Origin of the sequence: Shewanella sp. 5S214, assembly GCF_041439795.1 — a bacterium.
Taxonomy (GTDB): Bacteria; Pseudomonadota; Gammaproteobacteria; order Enterobacterales; family Shewanellaceae; genus Shewanella; species Shewanella vesiculosa.
Genome location: NZ_JBGOOV010000009.1, coordinates 96095 through 118482, shown reverse-complemented (window position 1 = coordinate 118482; position 22388 = coordinate 96095). Strand labels below are relative to the sequence as shown.

Sequence of the window (22388 nt, the reverse complement as noted above, 5' to 3'; positions counted from 1 at the left end):
CAGAGTCCATAGAATGAATTAATCTCAAATTAGCGGGTCGCCCATGCTTACTTTAATTCAATCTAATCAGATGGAAGTGTTATCTGAACAACTGGCCAAACTATTGGCTATTCGCTTAGATAACGTCAGTTTATTAGCCTGTGAGCATGTGTTAGTTCAAAGCCCGGGGATGTCGACTTGGCTGCGTTTAGAAATCGCTAAACACAATGGTATAGCCGCCGCATTATCGTTCCCACTACCCTCGAGCTTTACCTGGCAATTATGCCATGACTTGCTGCCCGATGTGCCAAAAGATAATGCCTTTACCAAAGCGGCAATGACGTGGAAATTAATGGACTTATTGCCAAGTCTGCTAGATAACCCAGACTTTAGCCCGCTCAAACAGTACTTATCACCTCAAGTTGATTCTCCAAGTGATATTACTGATACAGATATCGATGCGAATACTGGTACTGATATTCATACAGCAAACACCCACGCCATATTGCAGCTCAATCAGTCACATGACGCGATTAAGCTATTTCAATTGTGTGGCCGCATTGCCGATATTTTTGACCAATACTTAGTTTATCGTCCCGAGTGGATTTTAGCGTGGGAGCAAAATCAGCCATTATCGAGCCTAGACAATCGCTTAACGTTAGATGAAAACCAGCAATGGCAACCGATCCTGTGGCGAGCATTAATCGATTATAACCAACATCATTTACACGCAAGTCATTATCATCGCGCCAATTTACATGCCGATTTAATTGCAACCTTGGCTAATCCAGATACTGACTTATCCATGTTGCCGGCTCGATTATACGTGTTTGGTATTTCATCCATGCCGCCACAAACCCTCGATGTGCTGTACCATTTAGCCAGTCGCATTGATGTGATTATGCTGTCTCTCAGCCCTTGCCAGCATTATTGGGGTGATATTATTGAGCCGAAAACCCGTGCCCGCATGGCGTTGCAATATGCCAATAAAAAACAACTCGACCAAGACTGGGAAGACAAGCTAGAAGTAGGTAATCCTATACTGGCCAATAATGGTCAAATGGGCCGTGAACTACTGGATTTATTACTGTCGTTACCGCCAGAGCACACCGATTTTGGTTACGACTGTTATGTTGAACCTGAGCCGAATAATCTGCTGCACGGGGTACAATACGACATTTTACAAATGGAAACACTCGGTCAACCATTAGGGCCAAATGCCAGTTTGTATCAAGATATTGATGCTCGCCGCACCTTATTGCCAAGTGATGACTCTATTACCTTACGCAGTTGTCACAGTGCCTTGCGTGAAGTTGAAACCTTACATGATCATCTTTTAGAATTATTATCAAACAACAGCGACTTAAGCCCTAAAGACATAGTGATCATGATGCCCGATGTTGCGGCCTATGCGCCGTATATTGATGCGGTATTTGGCACCGCCAACAGTCAGTATTTTGCCGACAAAAATCCGCATAAAGGCGATTACTACATTCCCTACGCCATTGCCGACAGGGGCGCAGCGCAAGAGTCACCGCTGATTAATAGCTTTTTAAGCCTGTTAAATATCAATCAAAGTCGCTTTGGCCTCACTGACATGATTGGTATTTTAGAAGTGCCGGCTATTTTGCGTCGTTTCCAACTCGATGATGACGAATTGTCATTAATCCGCCGCTGGTTAGATGATGCCAATGTCCGTTGGGGCCGCAGTGAACACACTCGAAGCCAACTGGGTGTGCAGCCTTTTACGCAAAACTCATGGGCATTTGGCATTAAGCGTTTAATACTGGGTTACGCCTTTAACGACGATGCCGATATTTATCGCGATACCTTAATGGTGCAAGGCATTGAAGGTCAGTCATCGCAGGCATTAGGTAAGTTGCTCAACTTCTTAGAAACCATCGACACCTATTTCACTTTATTTGCCAATGACTACAGCACCGCAGAGCGCCTTGAACAATTACAACAGCTACTCACCGATTGCTACGACACCACAGATGACGAGCGTGAACAAATCCAAGCCATTCGAGATGCATTAGTCACCCTAGATACCGAGCTTGAAAGCGCCGGCCATCAAGGCCAAGTCGATATTGAAGTCCTAAAACAGTGGTTTAATCAACGCTTAACTGAATCTCGGGTCGGCCAGCGTTACCTTGCTGGTAGCGTGAATTTTTGTACTTTAATGCCAATGCGATCAATCCCCTTTAAAGTAGTGTGCTTGCTGGGCATGAATGACGGCGTCTATCCGCGGGTTCAACATCCTGTCGGGTTTGATTTAATGGCTCATTTTGGGCCTAAAAAAGGCGACCGTTCGCGCCGATTAGACGACCGCTACCTATTTTTAGAAGCATTACTGTCTGCTAGAGAGCAGCTTTACATCAGTTATATTGGCCACAGTGAGCGCGATAATGCTGAACGTATCGCCTCAATGTTAGTGTCTGAATTGGTCGAATATTGCCAACTCAGCTACCTACCGCAATCCTTACAGCAACAGCTTGAACAGCAAGTAGAAATCAATCTTGATGATGCTGATAAATCCGTACTGGCACAGCTTATTCAAGCGCAACCTTTGCAACCATTTGACGCAAAACTATTTCGAGAGACACCACAATCAGCGGACACTGTCAGTAAACTGCAACACAGTTTTAATGCCCAATGGTGTCCGCCAGCCGCCAATGCGACCATTAACAATCACTTTTTTGAGCAAGCATTACCCTTGTCAGCCGAACAGGCAGATGAAGTGTTCGCCCATACTCACATCAATAGCGATGGCATTAAAGTGGTCGAACTCGAATTGTCAGCATTAATCCGTTTTTATCGCAATCCTGCGCAATTTTTTTTCAACCGCAGTTTAAAAGTTGATTTATCACTGGATATTCAAGCCGATGACAATGACGAGCCGTTTAGCTTAAATGCACTCGAGCGTTATTTATTGCAATCACGCATGCTCGACAATGCCATTGAACATCAACTCGACAGCCCAGATCACGAATTACTCAGTAAGCTCAAAACCAGCGGTGAATTGCCCATGGCGCCGTTCGACGACTTGTTAATTAATCAATATTTACGCGATATATCGCCGTTGATTAATCGGGTGCAGTTTTTACAAGATCAACAAACCATGCACACGCTGAATGTGGATCTTAACTTTGATCTACCGATGCAGGATTTACCAGCAAGAGCAGATCCAAGCCAATCGTCGACAGTGCGAGTCAATCTTGTCGGCCGTATTGACGACATTTTGCCTAAAGGCTTAGTCAATTACCGCCCCGGCGCTGCCCACGGACGAGATTTTATTCGGGTGTACTTACGCCATTTATGCATCAACGCTATGGCCAATTCGTCCACCGCGGGCATGGGTAAAAATCAATTTAGTTACTTACTCGACATTGGTCATTTTCATGCTTTTGCGCCTATCAGCGCCGAACAAGCGCAGGCACAACTCCTGCGCTTTATCAGTGGTTTCATTCAAGGGCAAACTCAACCCTTGTGCTTTATGCCTAAAACGGCTTTTGCCTATGTTGAAACCGATGGCAATCATGAAGAAAAGTTACTCAAAGCCCAGCAAAAATGGGATGACGGCCAGAACCCGTTCGGCGAAGGGCACGATCCACATAACCAGCGTTTATTCCATTTCCCAGAAGACTTTAGTGAAGCGACATTTGGCGCATTAGCCAGCCATTTACTGCAACCGATGTTAAGCCTGTATCACAAAGATAAACTGGCAGAATTAGACACCTTTGTCAGTGGCGCCGCAGTCGATATTCAAGCGCAACTCATTGCCAACGCAGCTAAACCAGGAGCGCATTAATGGATGCTATTACCGTGACACCGCTTAATGCCCTCACCTTACCTTTTTATGGTTCCAGCTTAATTGAAGCCAGTGCCGGTACGGGGAAAACCTATACCATTTCGGGTTTATACTTACGCTTATTGTTAGGCCACGGTGGTAAAGCGCCATTAAGTTGTGAGCAAATTTTGGTGGTAACCTTTACCAACGCCGCCACAGAAGAACTCAGAGACCGTATTCGTAAACGGATTAACTTAGCGTTTAAACGCTTTTTAGGCTTAGCCGTCAATGATGAGTTTATTGAACAGCTTTACCAAGACACCTTAGAAGATGAACGTCCTATTGCGTTAAGACGCTTAGACTTAGCGTTAAAGTCGTTAGATGAAGCGGCCATTTTTACCATTCACGCCTTTTGCCAACGCGTATTGTCAGACATGGCATTTGAGTCGTCACTGCTATTTGAGTCCGAATTCACCCTCGACGACAGTGAGTTTTTACACCATGCGGTGCGCGATTTCTGGCGTGAAGTGTGTTATCCATTACCGCCCTTTTTGGCCCAAGCCATTAGTGATGTGTTTGCTGAACCAGACGTGTTAGCGCAAAAGCTGCGCCCGCTATTAGGTGCAAGCCAAGCTGTGTTGTCAAAGCAACCACTGGCCTTTGAAACCCTACAACAGCAGCTAAGCCAAAGCATCAGCCGCTTCACCTTATTGTGGCACAGCCTGCACGACAGTACCCTTGAATTATTGCAATCGCTACCATTAAACGGTCAACGTTTTGGCAAAGGCGCCGACGGCTATCCTAAGCTAAGCCAACTGTTTGATAGCATTAGTAACTGGGTAAAATTTGGCCAAGGATTACCGCCAATAAAAGCGCTAGAGCAATTGGCATTATCCGAGCTCAAACTCAATAAAGGGGGCGTTATTCCCACTGCTGCTGAAGCGCCGTTGCTGGATCATATCGAGCGCTTGCTTGAGTTAATTAGTCAGCTTATTCCGTCATTTTTAGTTCGCGCCCGTGAAGGCATTCGTCAACGCTTTGCTGGCCAAAAACAGCAACGCAATTTAATGACACCCGATGACCTATTGCTCAGCTTAGCCATGGCGCTCAGCCAAAACCCGATCACCCTAGCCCATGCTATAGCTAAGCGTTTTCCGGTCGCATTAATTGATGAATTCCAAGACACCGACCCTCTGCAATTCACCATTTTTAATCAGGTGTATCAACAGCCGCTAGCATCGCAACTGGACTTAACCACAGCGACCACTGTGCACAGCCCAGCTAATGAAGACAATAGTAATGACAACAAAGCTAACGACGCCAGTAAAGGTCAGCTGAGCTTATTAATGATTGGCGATCCTAAGCAGGCGATTTATGCTTTTCGTGGTGCCGACATTTATACCTATATTGCCGCGCGCCAACAAACACAGGCCCATTATAATCTTGACACCAATTACCGCTCATCGACTCAATTAGTCAATGGCGTTAATCAGCTATTTAGCCAACATCAAGACCCGTTTATTAGCCAAGCGATTCCCTATGATATTGTTAAAACCCCATCATCGGCAGCCAATAAACACCTGAGTGAAGCCACAACCAATCCTGCCGCTCTGCGGATCCGTTTATTAGCCGAAGACGATGTTAATGGCCTCAATAAAACCAGCGCAAGACAACGCCTAGCCGCTGATGCTGCCAGCGAAATAAAGCGCATACTAACCGAAGCGCAACAAGGGTTATGCCGAGTGAATACCAACCTTGAGCAGGAAGGTAAACCGCTCATTGCCAAAGACATTGCCATATTGGTGCGCGACCGTAACGAAGCCGCAGTGATGAAAGCGGCATTATCAGCACGTAAAATTGGTGCAGTATTTTTAAGCCGAGACAGTGTGTTTAACACCATTGAAGCCCGTGAAATGGCCATTTTATTGTATGCATTAGCCACGCCTAAAAATGAGCGTGCTATCCGCGCCGCACTGGCAACTGAGCTTGTCGGGTTTAATGCCCAGCGGATCCATCAATTTAACCAAGATGAAGAACAACGCCAACAGGTATTAGATCAATTCACTCATTGGCATCAGTTGTGGCAACAACGCGGCGTGATGCCTGCGCTGCTTAACTTTGCCAGCGAAACCAAACTGATCCATCGTTATCTGTCGCAATCTGTCACAGCTGACATCAATAGCGCTAATGAACATAACGCTAATGCTCACAGTGATAGCACTTATAGTAGCAATAGTGACAATAATAGTGACAATAGCTTTAATGATGCTGATGACGACAACGCAGCAGATCTCAAAGCATCTGGTGAACGACGCTTAACCGACTTTAGGCATTTAGCCGAATTATTGCAGCAAAAAGCCACTGAGCTCGATGGTAGCAGCGCCCTAATCAATTGGTACGAGCAACAACTGATTGGTAACAATGGCGGTGATGAGCAGCAACTGCGCTTAGAAAGTGAACAGAACTTAGTGCAAATTGTCACTATTCATAAAAGTAAGGGCTTAGAATATCCGGTATGTTTTGTGCCGTTTGTCAGCCTAGCCCGTGGCAATAAAAAACGCCCTGCACCTATGATGTACCATAAAAATGAGCAGCTCATTTGGGATATCGACGCCACCGACGAAGGCTGGGAACAACTCAAACAAGAAACCCTCGCTGAAGATTTACGCCTACTGTATGTGGCGTTAACACGGCCGGTTTACGTGTGTTATTTGTATATTGCCAACCAAAGCCGTCAGTTAAAAGCGGGGATCAGCAGCCAATTACCTGAAACAGGTATTGGTTATCTGTTGGGGATTACCGACAAGAAAACTGACTTTGCTCTTGTTCAAGCCAAAGTGAATGCAATTGCCACCTTGCCAGCGATGAGTGTGGAATACTTAAGCAACGATATTGACGATTCTGTGCTCGCCGATATCCACGACAATAATGAGCCACTAGCGGCCAAAAAAGTCACGCGAGTACAGAGCCTTGCATGGCGCGTGGGCAGTTATTCTGGCTTAGTAAAACATCTGCCTCATGAGAGAGTCGCGCCCGGTGCCGACGATGAAGACTTCACCGATGAGTTAATCCAATTACAGTTACAAGATGAGCTAACCAGCGAACCCGTACTTGATCGCTTTACCTTTGAACGCGGCGCCAACGCCGGTAGTTTTATGCATTTAGTGTTAGAGCTGTTTGATTTTACCCAAGCAGACACTGAACTGACACCTGCGCTAACGAAAGCCATGAAACAATATGGATTTGACGAAGCCCTGTGGCAACAGCCGTTAATGGACTGGTATCAGCAAATATTGGCAGCGCCGCTGTTTATCGAGACATCGTCAGAGGACACATCACTGACATTAAGCCAATTAGGCATCAAGCAAAAAATGGTCGAAATGGAGTTTTATTTGCCTATTTCAACCTTACAAGCGTCGCAATTAAATCATATTTTGCAGCAACACGGTTATGTCGCCGGACTCGACTTTGATACCTTAAAAGGCATGTTAAAAGGCTTTATCGATTTAACCTTTGAGCACCAAGGCCAATTTTATATTGCCGATTATAAGTCCAACCATTTGGGTGATAACTATAGCGACTACACTCGCTCAGCCATGGCTAAAGCCATTGATGCTCATCGTTATAATTTGCAATACATCTTGTATACCTTGGCATTGCATCGTTACTTATCGCTTAGATTACCAAACTACAATTATCAGCAACATATTGGCGGCTGCTATTACCTGTTTTTACGCGGCATGCATCCTGAGCATCCTGGCGCGGGGGTGTTTTATGACAAACCACCGCAAGCATTAATCGAACAACTCGACCGCTTATTTACAGGTAATACAGACAATCGTGCGCCGGAGACGTCATCATGCTAATACTCACCCATCCAATCACTGAGTTATTGCACCTTTGGCAAGAACAGCGGCTCATTACCGCACTCGATCGTCATTTTGCTTTAGAGCTGGCCAATATTGAAACCATCAATAACGATCCCGCAATAAACGAACAACAGCCGCAACTGTTCTTGCTTGTTTGCGCCATGCTCAGTCAGCAATTGTCTAATCAGCACAGTTGTTTAGTCATCGAGCAAATTGATTTAGCCAATCCCATGGCAGAGGATAACCGCGGCAACGCTGAAATCAATTGTCGGATTGAACTTAACCATCAACAATTGATTGAACAAATCGTGCTATTTGATGCCGTCGGCCAGCCCGGTGACAACAAACCGATGATTTTTGAACATGGGCGCTTATATTTAAATAAATACCACTTCTTTGAAACTCAAGTGGCGGCTAAGTTGACCCAGTTAGCCAATCAACAAATTGAAATCGACCTAGCTAACAGTAATCTGCCGCAACTGATTGAATGCTTATTTACCGCAGAAGACAGCAATAGCAGCCAGTTTAATTGGCAAAAAATTGCCACGGCCACAGCGTTGGCCAAAGCATTAGCGGTAATAACCGGCGGCCCAGGAACCGGTAAAACCACCACAGTAACCAAGCTATTATTGTTACTGTTAACCCAATCGCCGCTAACAATCCGTTTAGTCGCGCCTACAGGTAAAGCGGCAGCAAGGCTAAGTGAATCGATCAAGGCGTCTAAACATCGTTTACTGCAACAGCTAACTCAAGTCAGCGACCCAGCATTGGCGAAAGTATTAACAGATTCGCTAAAACAAATACCAGAAGAAGCCTCAACATTGCATCGACTATTGGGGGTTATCCCAAACTCATATCAATTTAGGCACCATCAGGATAATCCGTTGCGCTTAGATTTACTGGTGGTCGATGAAGCGTCGATGGTCGACTTACCCATGATGTATAAATTACTCAGCGCCCTACCGTCTCATGGCCGTTTGATATTGTTAGGCGACCAAGATCAACTCGCATCCGTAGAAGCTGGCGCAGTGCTCGCGGATATTTGTGTTGGTTTAAAACAAGCTAACCCGCAACAAACATCACCATGGTCAATGCGTTACAGCGCCGCACAGGCAAAGCTCATTGAGCAATTAACCCAACAAGATGTCAGTCAGTTTATTCATCAACAGCCTAAAATTGGTGACAGTTTGTGTATGTTGATGCACAGCCATCGTTTTAAAGGTGATGCAGGTATTGGGTTATTGGCCAATGCGGTTAATCAATCAAATGTGCATGCGATTCGCCAAGTATGGCAAGATAATCATGCTGAATTGAATTGGTTTGAACATCAGCATAATGCCCAGGGAGATAACACAGGTAAACAAGCATTATTGGCATTATCGGTACACGCTTATGGTGACTACCTTAATTTGGTACTACAGAATCAACAGGCCATTATCGATCAAGCGGATCGGCAAGACAGCGCCATAACACTGCCGCATGCTGAACAAACCATCATCGACAGCTTTAACCAATATCGAGTTTTGTGTGCCATGCGAGCAAGTGAATTTGGGGTTGAGGGCATGAACATCGCCATCACCGACAGCCTTAAACACGCCAAACTGATTACTCCTCAAAATGAGTTCTATTTAGGCCGACCGATCATTATTCAAAGTAACGATTACAACTTAGGCTTATTTAATGGCGACATTGGTTTAATCTTGCAAGACAGCACTAAGCCAAGCCGCTTAATGGCCCACTTTGTCATGGCCGATGGCAGCCTGCTTAAAGTATTGCCCGCACGCTTACCCAGCCACGACACTTGCTACGCTATGACAGTACATAAAAGCCAAGGCAGCGAGTTTGATAAAGTCAGCTTTGTATTGCCGCATAAACCCAGCTCCGCCCAATGGCAATTACTCAGTAAAGAACTGCTTTACACCGCCATCACCCGCGCCAAAAATCATTTCTATTGTTTAGGCACGGCAATGATATTTGAAAAAGCCAGCAAACAAGCGACATCACGAGCATCTGGGCTAGCTTGGAGATTGTGGGGCTGATTGTTTCTAAAACCGCCGTGGCCAATTTTACAGTAGCTACAGCCTTTTCAACTAAAAAACACAACACAACACAACAAATCATACCCTTAATAGCACTCAACCTCTTTAAAAAAGAGTCCTGAAATATTATATTTTTTAACTATTGAATATAAGCTATTTTCTGCATCTGTAGTGTAATAAAAAAGGCCAGTTTCGCGTACTCTAAATAGGTTCGGGTTAGTAATACCACTCTTAATAAACATCATGCGCTTAAACTTACGAATTCTATCAGGTCGACCGTTACGCATATTCCTTTCACTAAGCTCTTCATCCAAAGCGTTGTCAAACCCTAAAACATTAAATGCAAACCATTTCTCACCACCATTATTACATTCTAGAAGCTCAATGTTCTCTCCAAAATCATTAAAGAATAAGTGCGAATACATTGGAGATACAACAAAGGTAGAAGCTCCTAAGCCAGCTATGTCAGGTACTTTAATTTTCTGTTCGTTCGAAGGTTCAACTTGCCAAACAACATTTAGTAACCCCCAAAATTCTTTCATTTGTGTATCACCGTTAAATGAAAGCAATCTATTTTCAGTCAATTGTAGAACATGCTCAAATGCGGATTCACTCAAAAGCATAAATTCATCAGGGTCAAGATATACACTAAATACCTTATTAAACTTTGAAGTCATTAGTTATTATTACCCTACTGCGGTTAAAGATGAATTAATTGGAAATACACCATGTATGAGGTCTTCTGCCACATAACGTAACTTTTCAATAATCCCAAGACTACCTAATCCATCGGCTATAGTTTCCACTTTGTGGTCAAGCTAAATTGCCCCTACACTTTAAGGGAACACTCCGTACTCTTTACAGAGCGCATTATGTATAAATTCATAAGCACCACGAACATGATTCTCGTATTTATCTTGACCAACAGTATCGCGAATGATATGGATTATTTTAACACGTGAAGACTAAGGGATGTCTTCATATACATAGGCACCCGGAACTTCCTCTCTTATTTTTTCTGTCGTTTTGAAAACAACTCATAAATTGACATGATTATTTCCTCAGAATTAATCATGTCACCCATTTTTATTACTGATAATCAGGGGGTGCTTTTTTAGGATCTATTATTGTTCAAAAGTAATTGACTACTACAACATAGCCCCTAGCGCTTTAATATATAAACACCTATTGGGGTTTTTAGATGCAAATTAAAACTATCTAATGACTGTATTTTCCATTCCATAATCTCATCACCTGAAGTTACATAAAGGATTTTATCCTCTCTATAATAACTATATGTCTTGCGACCTTGCTTTGAGAATATTTCGATTATTCGAGTATCTTCAATGACGACAAAGTTACCACCGTCTAAAAAGTTAGAACTATCATCTTCGTACTGCAATTCGGTTAATTGCCATTTGCCATTAATTTCATCTTTATTTGCTGAAGACTTAGGTATATAGCCCAGAGAAAAAATTAAAAACAAAAAAGTAACACTTAATATTTTTAAAATAGATTTCATTTTATAAAAAATCCGTTGAAGTTATTTTAGATTGGTCACTTGCAAGCAATCGACCTAAACCATCAGGCAGTTCGAACGATTTACGGAAATAACCATCCCACCCACTTTTATGATGAATTAACATAACTGCTTTTAGCGTTGATTGCGATAGCTTTCTGACTATTCAAATGTAGAAATTGAACAAAAATCATCAACAAACTGAGTGGCATATGGAAACGGATGAGCAATACGGTAAAGTTAAAGCATTCGCGGCTTGATTGAGATCAAGCAGGAAATGAGGTTATTGTTTTAGCGTTAGTTCTTGTTTTAAATATTAAGCCACAAAGCCCACCCTGCCTCTTCATCTAATAATGATTTGTTTTTTATAAAGTAATAGGTAAATATACCCTCCCACAAATTAGTCGGGAACGAGTAAAATCTGCCAGTGCACTTATCTGGTTTGTTGGCCATTCGAGCAAGCGGCTCATTCAAGCAACGTATAAACCAACTCATTCCAAGCCCACTCATTAAAGTGGGCTTCTATTATCGTCTTTTGAACAACTTATAGGCAGCTAGAACGAGTTGAGCTCGACTTATTCACTTAAAAAAGAAGCTAACTCATCAACATGAGATTGAGTTTCATTGATGAGCAGGCCAATTTGAACCGCGGCGTCATTTGACGTTTTCGCAAGATTACGAACTTCGTCCGCAACAACGGCAAATCCACGTCCGGCTTCACCTGCTCTTGCTGCTTCGATGGCTGCATTGAGGGCTAATAGGTTAGTTTGATCGGCGACCGCATTAATGGTCGTTACTGTATTTTGAATTTTACTCAACACTATAGACATAGCACTGTGCGTTTCGGTCACTAACTTATTACGAGAAGAAACATTACTACCAAAAACAATATACTTAGAAATATTTCCATTCAAATCCGTAATTGAAGAAATAACACAATCTAAAATCACTTCATTCCCTTGATGAGTCAGTTTCATCATGACTGCTGTCGGTTCGCCTCGTTGGATCATCTGCGTACGAGAATGGTCTAAGTGGTCTTTTAAATTTCCCACTACATTTTGCATTTGTATATCGTCGTGTAAATTTAACTGCTTTTTAGTATAGTCATTAGCTGAAATAAACTGACCACTTTGATTAAACTCTAACACTGCCGAATGACTGCTTATTGCATCTCTTTGATTAATCTGTTCTAACACAATACGTTTGATTTCACGCACATCAGAGCTCACACCAACAAAACCTGTGTGCTCACCCTTGTCATTAAAAATCGGATTTACTGCCAATACAATCCAATATGGCACTCCATTTTTATCAAAATTCAATATTTCTTCATAGAAGGCTTGTTTTGCTTTGAGCTTTTGAGATATGCGCTTAATCGTTTCTTTGTCGGTTTGTTCTCGTTGCAAAAGTATACCGGGTTTTTTGCCCTTTACTTCTGCAAGGGTCAAGCCTGAAAGTTTTTCAAAACCAGGGTTTACATATTCAACTAAACCATTTTTATCAGTGATCAATACACTAGTGCTAGTGTTACTTACCACCTTTGATAACATTTCAAATTGCTTAATGTGCTGGTTTTGCTCTTGATGGGATAATACATAGGCGGTGAACTTTTGATTACCAGAATTTATTTGATGGAGCGCCACATGAACATCGACCTTATCTTGCTCAGATAAACAAAGTAGGTGTTCTTTATTGTTAAACCCATTTTTTAACGTTCTCTGTAAATTGATATCTGCTTGATTTAAATAAATAGAGTCAGTATTTACGGGATCCAAATTAGCTGTTACTAACTTTTCATTGTTATCAAATACAACATAGGCCTTGCCACTGAAAGCTAATAACTCTTGCCAAACACTTTCAGTTAATAACGGAGTTGATACAGCATCAAACGTATAAAGTGAGCAATACTCTAAGTTTTTATAAGTCAGTTGGGTAACTTGCTGACTAAGGAGTAGGTTTTCATCACAGCGAATAGTTTTGCTGCTACTGTCATAACGAGTAAGCAATAAAGTAAAGGTTTGATTATGATCAGCTTGTTTTAAGCGCTTGCTTAATTGATTAAAAGCATCATTAACGACAATAATATTTTGCTGAGCATCGACCACAACAGCAGCTGACTGATGCGTGGTAACTAGCTGCAATGCCAGCGCTTTCCGACTAATTTTCGAACTAAACCACATAATAGATCTCTAATAAAAAAAGTAACAACGTCAATACGTTAATCGATCACTATTTAGGGTCTCAGTAATTGGGGGTCATAGCAATAACTGGTTTAGTCTTTAAATCATTACATTGAATATATAACGGGTAAAAAATATTGCTCTTATTTGAGAAAAGTAACTAAGCCAGCGATTTTTATGATGATTGCGCAAACACTCTTAACTGCAGTTACCATTCACTAAAGGATAATAAAAAGAGCACCGAATAAAGCAAATATGCGCTTACCTCCTATACTGTTATTTAAGACACACCATAGTGTGCCAGTAACCTTAGGTTTTAGAAAAAACTGTAGCTTGAAAAAAGCGAGGAGGAAGCATGATTAATCACGTTTGGGGACTTGTACATCATCCTGATAAAGAATGGCGCAACATAAGTAATGAACATGAAACGGTCAGTCATTTGTACACCAGTCATGTACTGTGGTTGGCGGCGATCCCAGTGGTCAGTACTTTTATTGGTACGACACAGTTTGGCTGGACTTTTGGTGGTGAAGACACAATCAAGGTCTCAATGGAGAGCGGTTTAGGCCTGGGAATTTTATTTTATGTGTTAATTTTAACGGCAGTGACAATAGTCGGTAGTTTGATCCATGGGTTGGCGCGTAAATACCCTAATTGCCCAAGCAGAAATGAATGTATTGTCTTTGCCGGTTATATTGCAACACCGATGTTTTTAAGTGGCCTGTTTGCTATATACCCTATGATTTGGTTATGTACACTCGCCTGCATTATGGGCATTTGTTATACAGGCTATTTACTCTATCGTGGTACACCAAGCTTTTTAGGCATAAGTAATCAACAGGGCTTTATTATATCAAGCACGACGCTAGCCATTGGTGTATTAGTACTAGAGGTTTTACTAGCCGCCGTTGTATTACTGTGGAGTCTTGGTGCAGACAATACCATTATCTGGAACCTATTCAGATAGACCATATGTTGTGAGTACATCGACGGAAAACGCCTTAATAATTTGGCCAAAGATACATGAGCTGTTAAGCATCAAGTCATCAGGAGATGCATTATCTTCTGATGACTCCCACAAGACATGAACAGCTTTTTAGTGAGCTTAAGCAAACAAGATAACTGTAGCGCAATGCAGAATGCTAGGAGTCGTAAAAAACCATTTTATAATGAAAAAATATCGTCACACAATAAATACGCTGACGTTATCTGCCGGCTTCGGGGATGTAAATCTGTAACCTGGTGTTCTAACACGGCTAAAATGATTAGCTAACAAGACTCACTCTATCAATACGATGAGTTGGGCGTACTCTCAGGATTAACCTCACCATAAACCTCTTCAGGATCGATATCATTAATCAATAATATTTCCCTGACTGTTTCAATGTGATCTAAAATCTTTTGGTAATCATCACCATACTCATATTTAGTCACTTCAATTGATTTTGGCATGTAGGTAAACGCAATTTTCAATGCGTTTAGCGCCGATTCACTTATTTTGTCACTCATATAAAAGGTCCTTATCTGATAGTTTGAATTGATAACATCTAACTCAAGCATTCTGCCACTAGATAGCGTTGAAATTGATTATATCAACAAGCGCACAAGCGAGACCAGAATTCAACTGTGCCTCTTTTACAGGTAAACAACTTAACCTCTTTGAACTCAGATTACGATAGTTATTTATGATCACTTACTTATAGAATATTTAATTTAATCATAGTATTGGATGTTAATTGCATTCAGGGTAATTCAAGTACAGACAAGGTAGCAAGTTTATTTATCTGCAAAATTACAAGACAGTATCAATTACTCAATAACTATAAAAATTAATAGCTTAATAGATATAATTAAAACTGAAACCCACTTGTAAACAAATTGTAACCCAGGTGTTACTTTATGTTCATTATAAACCTCTATGTTATGGCTAGGTCCTTAAATAACTTAACTACAACATAGGGTAATATGAATATGCTCAAACAAGGCTTATCAGTGGTTATCGCTAGTATATTGTCTTCGGCAACATACGCTGGTTCTGCAACCGCAGCGACAACGACTGACACACAACTCAATAATGCTTGGTATAAAGACGGCCAAGCAACCATCACCGAAAAATTACAACAATCAAGATCAACAAGAGCAAAAAATGTCATCTTGTTTGTTGGCGATGGTATGGGTATTTCTACACTTACCGCTGCTCGGATTTTAAAAGGACAATTAGCTGGTAATTCTGGTGAAGAAGGTTACTTAAGCTTTGAAACATTTCCTTATTCAGCTCTAGTTAAAACATACAATGTAGATGCACAAACACCAGATTCAGCTGGCACCATGACAGCCATGATGAGCGGCTTAAAATCAGACGCTGGTGTTTTGGGTGTTGACGAAGACGTCGTTCGTGGAAGTTGTGCTTCCGTTAAAGGCAACGAAGTCGTAACGGCTCTAGAGTTAGCCGAAATAAAAGGCTTGTCGACGGGTGTGATATCAACCGCTCGTATTACCCACGCAACGCCAGCCGCCACATATGCAAAATCAGCAGACCGTGACTGGGAAGATATCTCAGATATGGATATTGACAATAATGCTGAACGTGCAAATTGCGAAGATATCGCATCTCAACTGGTTAACTTTGAAAAAAATCTAGAACAACGTTATACCGGAGTTGATGTAAATGGTATTGATGTTGTTATGGGCGGCGGACGTCGACATTTTCTCCCTAAAGACGCTGCATTTAATAGTGTTGATGCCGTTAGCGCTATTGAAGGCGATCGAACCGATGGACGTGATTTGACCGCAGAATGGAGCGCTATGTATCCAAATGGTAAATACGTTATCGACCAAGCTGGATTTGATGCCATTGATACAGAAACGACTGAACGTGTTTTTGCTTTATTCAATGAATCTCATATGCAATACGAAGCTGACCGAGGCAATGATATTGCCGGCGAACCAAGCCTTTCTCAAATGACCGACAAAGCCATTAAAGTACTGGATAACAACCCAAAAGGTTACTTTTTAATGGTTGAGTCTGGTCGAATTGACCATGGACATCATGCTGGTAGTGCAAGCACAGCCCTTAATGACGCTATTGAGTTTTCAAATGCCGTTCAAGCGGCATTAGATGCAACAAATGATGAAGAAACGCTCATTATTGTCACCGCCGATCACAGCCATGTGTTTACGATTGCTGGCTATCCTAAACGTGGTAATCCTATTTTGGGTAAAGTTGTTGGTATTGGTGCTACTGAGCCTAGTGAAGATTCAGACGGCAATCCTTACACCACATTAGGTTATAGCAATGGACTGGGTTTCAGAAACTTAGGCGCTGAAACAGATGGCGATGCATCATATGCTGCTGAAGCTGTCGCTGGCCGTCAAGACATTGCCGCAATCGATACAACAACTCCAGGTTATCACCAAGAAGTGACTGTTCCATTAGATAGCGAAACTCACGCGGGGGAAGATGTTGCTATTCATACATCAGGCCCAGGTGCGCATTTAGTTCAAGGTATTGTTGAACAAAGTGTCGTATTCCATTTAATCAATCGTGCTCTTGGTTTAGTTGGTCAATAGACCCTATAAGGTTTTTATGATGAATAAATTTATATTATCAACAATAACAGTTTCTTTGGTTTTTGCATTATCAGCTTGCGGCGACAACGGTGACAATGGCACAGATGGAAGCAACGGCATCAATGGTTCAAATGGATCAAACGGAACGAATGGTACTAACGGAAACAACGCGTTAATCACACAAACTCCCTTGCCGGTAGGTAATGAAAATTGTCTCAATGGTGGTGTGCAAATCGACTCGGGTATCGATACCAATGCTGATACCGTTTTAGATGCGTCTGAAATAACATCCACTCAATATGTATGCTCGCCTGCCGCAACCTCAGTAAATGATAGCGAACTGCTGAGCAGTTTAAATAACTCATGGTTTAAACAAGGTGCTGCCGAAATAGAAACGGCAGATGATGTTTGGAAAAAAATAGATAGCCAATTAGTAAATAATGCCAACGTATCGATTGCAACAGCATCTACCGCGGCTGAAATAACAGCACTTAAAGGCTCAGCTAAGAACGTGATTTTATTTGTTGGTGACGGTATGGGTATTTCAACTGTAACTGCCGCGCGTATTTTAGATGGTCAAAATAAAGGCATGATGGGTGAAGAAAACCAATTAAGCTTTGATAAGTTCCCATTTTCTGGTTTAGCAAAAACCTACAACGTTGATGCACAAACACCAGATTCTGCAGGAACAATGACAGCGATGATGTCGGGCATTAAAACGGATGCTGGCGTGTTAGGTGTTGACGAAAATGTGGTTCGAGGCAATTGTGCTAGCACTAAAGGCATTGAGATGATCACGGCCTTAGAATTAGCTGAGATTGCAGGTAAATCAACGGGGGTTATTTCTACCGCACGTATTACGCACGCGACACCTGCTGCGACTTATGCAAAGTCAGCAGATCGTGACTGGGAAGATATCTCTGATATGGATATTGCCAACAATCCTGAACGCGCTAATTGTGAAGATATTGCATTACAGTTAGTCAATTTTGAAGCCAACTTAGAAGCTCGATATACCGGTGTAGATGTTGATGGTATTGAAGTTGTTATGGGTGGTGGTCGTCGTCATTTTTTACCTAAAGATGCAGCATATAATAGCAATGACGCAGTCAGTACGATTGAAGGTGACCGTACTGATGGCCGTGACTTAACCGCCGAATGGCAAGCTAAGTATGCAACAAGTGCTTATGTATATGACCAAGCTTCATTTAATGCTATCGACACTGAAACAACACCACACGTATTTGGTTTATTTAACGAATCACACATGCAATACGAAGCTGATCGTAAGAATGATATTGCTGGTGAACCTAGCTTGTCAGAAATGACAGCCACTGCCATTAAGGTGCTTGATAATAACAACAAAGGTTTCTTCTTAATGGTTGAATCTGGTCGAATTGATCATGCTCACCATGCTGGAAATGCTTACAACGCGCTAAATGACGCGATTGAGTTTGCTAAGGCTGTACAAGTAGCGGTTGATGCAACTAGCCAAGAAGACACCTTAATTATTGTTACAGCAGATCACAGCCATGTATTTACCATTGCAGGCTACCCTAAACGTGGTAACCCAATATTAGGTAAAGTGGTTGGTATTGGTGAGACTGAGCCAAGTTTAGCCTCAGACGACATGCCTTATACAACGTTAGGTTATGCCAACGGCCTTGGTTTTAGAAATTTAGGCGCACAAACCGATGCTGATGCAAGCTATGCAGCTGCAGCAGTAACAGGCCGCGTTGACTTAACCGATGTTGATACATCAACTGCGGGGTTCCACCAAGAGTCGTTAGTACCACTCGATAGTGAAACGCATGCGGGTGAAGACGTTGGTGTTTTTGCTGTTGGACCTGGTGCCCAATTAATAACAGGAACTAATGAGCAAAGCTTAATATTTCACGTAATGGATTACGCAGGCAACCTTTCAGGTACAGCCCAGTAAAGAAGTAAAACGTTATCAATAAAGAATAGGGGCTTGCCCCTATTCTTTAACGTTTAGCTTCCACCTTGATACTTAATCAGCCAAAAAGATGAAACACATGAAAACTCTATTATTAATAACCGCTATCACTTTGCCGTTATTTGCTTCAGCAAGTGAAGACTGCCAATCAACTACCCTTATGGCGACTTATAATATTGAACAAACAACTCACGATGCAGCATCAAACAAACAAAACCAACTGGTATTATTAAGAGCCCAAAATTCGGTATTTCACATCAGCAATCAACAAGTAGCAACACAATGGACCACACTGCCAAATAATCACATGAAAAAAACCTCATATTTTATGGATGATAAACGTGCAATTGAATACGAAGCGACCAAAACGAAATCTAATCAAGCATGGCAATATCATGCACAATTACTGAATCCGTTATTTAAAAACCAGTCAACACTCATTGAAACTACTGGACAAGGTTGCAACAAAATTGAGCATTATCAACAACAAACAAATACAAAAACAGTTGATATATGGTGGTTTCCAGCAAAAAAATTAGTACAACGCATTAGTACTGTATTGTCAGATAAAAGTGAATCTGCAGATAAAGCCATAAATTGGCAATTAAGCGAAATAACTTATGACAACAACATTATTCAACAACAGTTAGATACATTATCTGCGTACCAATCGACCGACTTTGCTGATATTGGCGATAGTGAATATGACCCATTTTTTAGAAAAATGATCAACTTAGGTTTTATTGAGCACAGCGCATCAGGATTTTATGACAGCGAAGGTAATTCATTATCGTCAGCACATCAGCATTAACATTGGCATGAGCCATAGTACATATGGGTTTATGTGATCAAAGCCGTGACAGTTATTTTCGCTCTTCGCGCCCCGGTATCAAGTAAACTGAACATTAATCAGGTGATTTGTCTCGCTATCACAGGGAAGTGAAGCGTTACTCCCGTAAGACGGGTCATTAAACATAATGCCGTGACAAACTAGACTGATTGAAGCCTTCTCGCTCAATATTGACAACACCTACTAGGCGTCGCGCTGGGTTAATGAAAATACGGCACATGCGACAATAAACTCAGCAGCGATGACACTTGCCAATGCGGTAGCGGCATTATTGTTGCGAGCATGCATCAACCGCTAAAGTGGTTGCCTTATCATCCTCAACCGCCAAGGGCTCTTGAGTGAGTTTGGCAAGTATCCCAATCTCATGATTATTTGCGCTAAGATAACGTCAACGCCGCAAAATTACGGTATCCTTAGTCCAAATGTTCAACTGCAGCCCTTAAATGCCCACCAATATCATTACCATGTTCCCTGAGTCGTCCGATAAATCATCGACTCCCGCATCGATAAGCGCTGTAGAGCAACCAGCAGCTGTGACCTGTTCAAATTGCCAGGCCTGTTGTTGCCGCTTAGAAGTAATGTTAATCACCGAAACCGGTGTGCCTAAAGTGTATATAGCCAAAGATAATTGGGGCGGAGAAGTAATGCGCCGTCTTGATGATGGTTGGTGTGCCGCGCTAGATCGAGACACTATGATGTGTTCAATTTACGAAGTTCGGCCACTGATTTGCCGTGAATTTGAAATGGCCGAATACGAATGTGTCTCTGAACGCGAAGCTTTCGGAATATAAGCCCTAAGACGTTGATGTTAACTGTAATGCCATTACAGTTAGCATCAACAAACTGCTCAATGAAATCAAGCCGTCCCAAAAGCTACAATGGTTTAGTTTGATGACTGATAAAATACATCTGGTAACTTCCAGCTAATAACTTGCTGTTGCCCCTGCCAATTTTCAATGGTTAACCACGCCTTGTGTTCTGCTGTTAATACTTCTGGCGCAATAGCATGAACTTCTTGTCCATGCTGACTTCCATGCAAGATACCTGCATCGCCCATTTGCAGTGTTTCTAATGGTAAGGGCTCTGTGCCAATATTTAAATATGCTTGACGGATCTGGTTTACCTGCCCCTTACTAAACAATAATAAAAAATCTTTAGTGTAGGTACCATCGTGAAGATATGGCGGATCAAGATTATACGGCATAGGTGTTATTTCAAAAGCTCCGACCGCTTGGGTTTCCCATGCCTCAGGGAATTGCGGAAATAAAGACTGATATAGAAAATAACCGACTAGCACTAGCATTAGGCCATTTATTTTATACTTGTAACGATTCCATGTGGTGTTTTTAATGCGGGCCATTAGTTACCTTCCTGCTCGACTAGCGATGAGTTATGCATTGTCAACGAATCGTCGAGTTCGGTTCTAGCAGCTTTTACAGTTCGACTTCCCCACATTAAAAATCCTGTGATAGACATACCCGTTAGAAATACGCCAAAAATAAACCAAATCACTTTGGTCCACAGACCGCCGATTGTGCCGTAATGCAGGGGATTAGCGATATGTGATAGCGTTTGTAACGTCGTCATTGCCGCTGGCGATCTTTCACTTTCAATATTGCCGCTCCAAGGATTAACCGTCACACCATAAGCGTATTGATCATAGAAAATATGATCTCCTTGACCATACACTTTGTAAGTATCTCGATTGTGCTCAGGAAGCATAATGTAAGTACTTTTAAAATCCGCGAAGGTTTGCTCTGCGAGATGAAGTGCATTGGCCAAAGTATATGGCCTAATTGGCGCACCATTGGTTGTCGTTATAAGCTGACTGGCTTCGGCTAAAGGAGGATGTTCTTCAATCTCGATATGATTGTGCCACATAATCGCTTGTGCTAAATACCATAAACCCGTAATGCTCATTAACATTAAAAACCACATTGACCACACGCCAGCCAATCGATGGAGATCTGCAAGCAGCGTTTTTTTACCTTGGTTTATTCGTAATTTAGGCTGAGTAAAAGCGCGCCAGAACTTTTTATAAATCACCAGTCCAGATACCAGCGCACCTAACATCACAATGGCCATGAAACAGACAATGTAATAGCCAACACTGTAATTACTGTGCCAAGGAAACAGCAACCAGCCATGTAAGGAACGCATAAAATTAGTGAAGGTCATGCCAAGGTTGATTGCTTGTATTTGGCCTGTGTATTGATTGACGTAAGCGATAGCAAAAGGCACATCGCTATCACTAAAGATCACTGCATTAACCAGATAAGACTCAAAGCTCATCACTGTGGTGATGTTTGCTGTTGGGTGCGCTTGTTGCACAATGTCAACGAGTTCTGACATCGGCTTTTCAGTCAAATTTTGCGGATTAGTTGCGCGAGCGTCAGGATTGGTCAGCCAGGTTAACTCATGACTTATCACTGAAATGGTCCCGGTAAGGCACACAAAACAAAATATTATCCATACGGGTAATGAAAACCAGCCATGAAGCTTAAACCAAAATCGATTACTACGTTTTGCCATCTGTTTTCCAAATTTGTTCGCTGTCGTTATATACATGAATATCCCGCACATGCTAATACGATTGATAACCAATCTCAACAAATATTGAGTGATAATTATTATC

Annotated in this window: 14 protein-coding genes; 8 read left to right on the top strand and 6 right to left on the bottom strand. The window is 42.0% G+C overall.

Translation table 11 applies throughout. The features are described 5' to 3' along the window. Nucleotides 1-43: 43 nt before the first annotated feature. The 3 genes from recC to recD are packed head-to-tail and all read left to right on the top strand — an operon-like array spanning nt 44 to nt 9677. Nucleotides 44-3790, top strand: coding sequence for an exodeoxyribonuclease V subunit gamma (gene recC / locus ACED29_RS08295; RefSeq protein WP_371697446.1), 3747 nt, complete (start codon nt 44-46; stop codon nt 3788-3790). Next, a complete protein-coding gene (locus tag ACED29_RS08290; protein ID WP_371697445.1) occupies nt 3790-7635 on the top strand; it encodes a UvrD-helicase domain-containing protein in 3846 nt (1281 codons plus the stop codon). Before recC ends, ACED29_RS08290 begins: the two co-directional genes overlap by 1 nt. After that, entirely contained in the window at nt 7629-9677 is a 2049-nt protein-coding gene (gene recD, locus ACED29_RS08285) for an exodeoxyribonuclease V subunit alpha (RefSeq protein WP_371697444.1), read from the top strand. The genes ACED29_RS08290 and recD overlap by 7 nt, the downstream gene beginning before the upstream one ends. An 86-nt stretch (nt 9678-9763) precedes the next feature. On the opposite strand, the gene ACED29_RS08280 is transcribed toward recD, so the two are convergent. From ACED29_RS08280 to ACED29_RS08270, 3 genes are all read right to left on the bottom strand, one after another. Then, nucleotides 9764-10354 (bottom strand): hypothetical protein, encoded by a 591-nt coding sequence (locus tag ACED29_RS08280; protein WP_371697443.1) that lies wholly within the window; start codon nt 10352-10354, stop codon nt 9764-9766. Nucleotides 10355-10839: 485 nt separating this feature from the next. Then, nucleotides 10840-11199 (bottom strand): hypothetical protein, encoded by a 360-nt coding sequence (locus ACED29_RS08275; RefSeq protein WP_371697442.1) that lies wholly within the window; start codon nt 11197-11199, stop codon nt 10840-10842. Nucleotides 11200-11771: 572 nt separating this feature from the next. After that, nucleotides 11772-13376, bottom strand: a complete 1605-nt coding sequence (locus tag ACED29_RS08270; protein ID WP_371697441.1) for a methyl-accepting chemotaxis protein — start codon at nt 13374-13376, stop codon at nt 11772-11774. A 355-nt stretch (nt 13377-13731) separates the two neighbouring features. On the opposite strand from ACED29_RS08270, the gene ACED29_RS08265 reads away from it, so the two are divergent. After that, nucleotides 13732-14343, top strand: a complete 612-nt coding sequence (locus tag ACED29_RS08265; RefSeq protein ID WP_347690541.1) for a Yip1 family protein — start codon at nt 13732-13734, stop codon at nt 14341-14343. 320 nt (nt 14344-14663) lie between these two features. Here the strand turns inward: ACED29_RS08265 and ACED29_RS08260 are convergent, their stop codons facing one another. Then, nucleotides 14664-14885: a penicillin-binding protein gene (locus ACED29_RS08260; protein WP_182742632.1), complete on the bottom strand. Its 222-nt coding sequence runs from the start codon at nt 14883-14885 to the stop codon at nt 14664-14666. Between the two features lie 456 nt (nt 14886-15341). Here ACED29_RS08260 and ACED29_RS08255 point away from each other — a divergent pair, with 456 nt between their 5' ends. The 4 genes from ACED29_RS08255 (at nt 15342) to ACED29_RS08240 (ending at nt 20544) form a co-directional block, all read left to right on the top strand. Then, nucleotides 15342-16946, top strand: coding sequence for an alkaline phosphatase (locus tag ACED29_RS08255; protein WP_347690540.1), 1605 nt, complete (start codon nt 15342-15344; stop codon nt 16944-16946). 19 nt (nt 16947-16965) lie between these two features. Beyond that, nucleotides 16966-18885 carry an alkaline phosphatase gene (locus ACED29_RS08250; RefSeq protein ID WP_371697440.1) on the top strand — a complete coding sequence of 640 codons (1920 nt, stop codon included), beginning with the start codon at nt 16966-16968 and terminating at the stop codon, nt 18883-18885. A 97-nt stretch (nt 18886-18982) separates the two neighbouring features. Further along, nucleotides 18983-19714: a hypothetical protein gene (locus ACED29_RS08245; RefSeq protein ID WP_371697439.1), complete on the top strand. Its 732-nt coding sequence runs from the start codon at nt 18983-18985 to the stop codon at nt 19712-19714. Between the two features lie 503 nt (nt 19715-20217). Beyond that, the gene (locus ACED29_RS08240; protein ID WP_049763595.1) at nt 20218-20544 is read left to right on the top strand and encodes a YkgJ family cysteine cluster protein; all 327 of its coding nucleotides are present in this window, start codon (nt 20218-20220) and stop codon (nt 20542-20544) included. A 92-nt stretch (nt 20545-20636) separates the two neighbouring features. On the opposite strand, the gene ACED29_RS08235 is transcribed toward ACED29_RS08240, so the two are convergent. Next, nucleotides 20637-21113 carry a hypothetical protein gene (locus ACED29_RS08235; RefSeq protein WP_371697438.1) on the bottom strand — a complete coding sequence of 159 codons (477 nt, stop codon included), beginning with the start codon at nt 21111-21113 and terminating at the stop codon, nt 20637-20639. After that, complete coding sequence (locus ACED29_RS08230) at nt 21113-22285, bottom strand: PepSY-associated TM helix domain-containing protein (RefSeq protein WP_371697437.1); 1173 nt, start codon at nt 22283-22285, stop codon at nt 21113-21115. The genes ACED29_RS08235 and ACED29_RS08230 overlap by 1 nt, the downstream gene beginning before the upstream one ends. Nucleotides 22286-22388 lie beyond the last annotated feature (103 nt).

Excerpts from the sequence above, each read along its gene's own strand:
- recC (WP_371697446.1), top strand. The coding sequence starts at position 44 with ATGCTTACTTTAATTCAATCTAATCAGATGGAAGTGTTATCTGAACAA.
- ACED29_RS08290 (WP_371697445.1), top strand. The coding sequence starts at position 3,790 with ATGGATGCTATTACCGTGACACCGCTTAATGCCCTCACCTTACCTTTT.
- recD (WP_371697444.1), top strand. The coding sequence starts at position 7,629 with ATGCTAATACTCACCCATCCAATCACTGAGTTATTGCACCTTTGGCAA.
- ACED29_RS08280 (WP_371697443.1), bottom strand. The coding sequence starts at position 10,354 with ATGACTTCAAAGTTTAATAAGGTATTTAGTGTATATCTTGACCCTGAT.
- ACED29_RS08275 (WP_371697442.1), bottom strand. The coding sequence starts at position 11,199 with ATGAAATCTATTTTAAAAATATTAAGTGTTACTTTTTTGTTTTTAATT.
- ACED29_RS08270 (WP_371697441.1), bottom strand. The coding sequence starts at position 13,376 with ATGTGGTTTAGTTCGAAAATTAGTCGGAAAGCGCTGGCATTGCAGCTA.
- ACED29_RS08265 (WP_347690541.1), top strand. The coding sequence starts at position 13,732 with ATGATTAATCACGTTTGGGGACTTGTACATCATCCTGATAAAGAATGG.
- ACED29_RS08260 (WP_182742632.1), bottom strand. The coding sequence starts at position 14,885 with ATGAGTGACAAAATAAGTGAATCGGCGCTAAACGCATTGAAAATTGCG.
- ACED29_RS08255 (WP_347690540.1), top strand. The coding sequence starts at position 15,342 with ATGAATATGCTCAAACAAGGCTTATCAGTGGTTATCGCTAGTATATTG.
- ACED29_RS08250 (WP_371697440.1), top strand. The coding sequence starts at position 16,966 with ATGAATAAATTTATATTATCAACAATAACAGTTTCTTTGGTTTTTGCA.
- ACED29_RS08245 (WP_371697439.1), top strand. The coding sequence starts at position 18,983 with ATGAAAACTCTATTATTAATAACCGCTATCACTTTGCCGTTATTTGCT.
- ACED29_RS08240 (WP_049763595.1), top strand. The coding sequence starts at position 20,218 with ATGTTCCCTGAGTCGTCCGATAAATCATCGACTCCCGCATCGATAAGC.
- ACED29_RS08235 (WP_371697438.1), bottom strand. The coding sequence starts at position 21,113 with ATGGCCCGCATTAAAAACACCACATGGAATCGTTACAAGTATAAAATA.
- ACED29_RS08230 (WP_371697437.1), bottom strand. The coding sequence starts at position 22,285 with ATGGCAAAACGTAGTAATCGATTTTGGTTTAAGCTTCATGGCTGGTTT.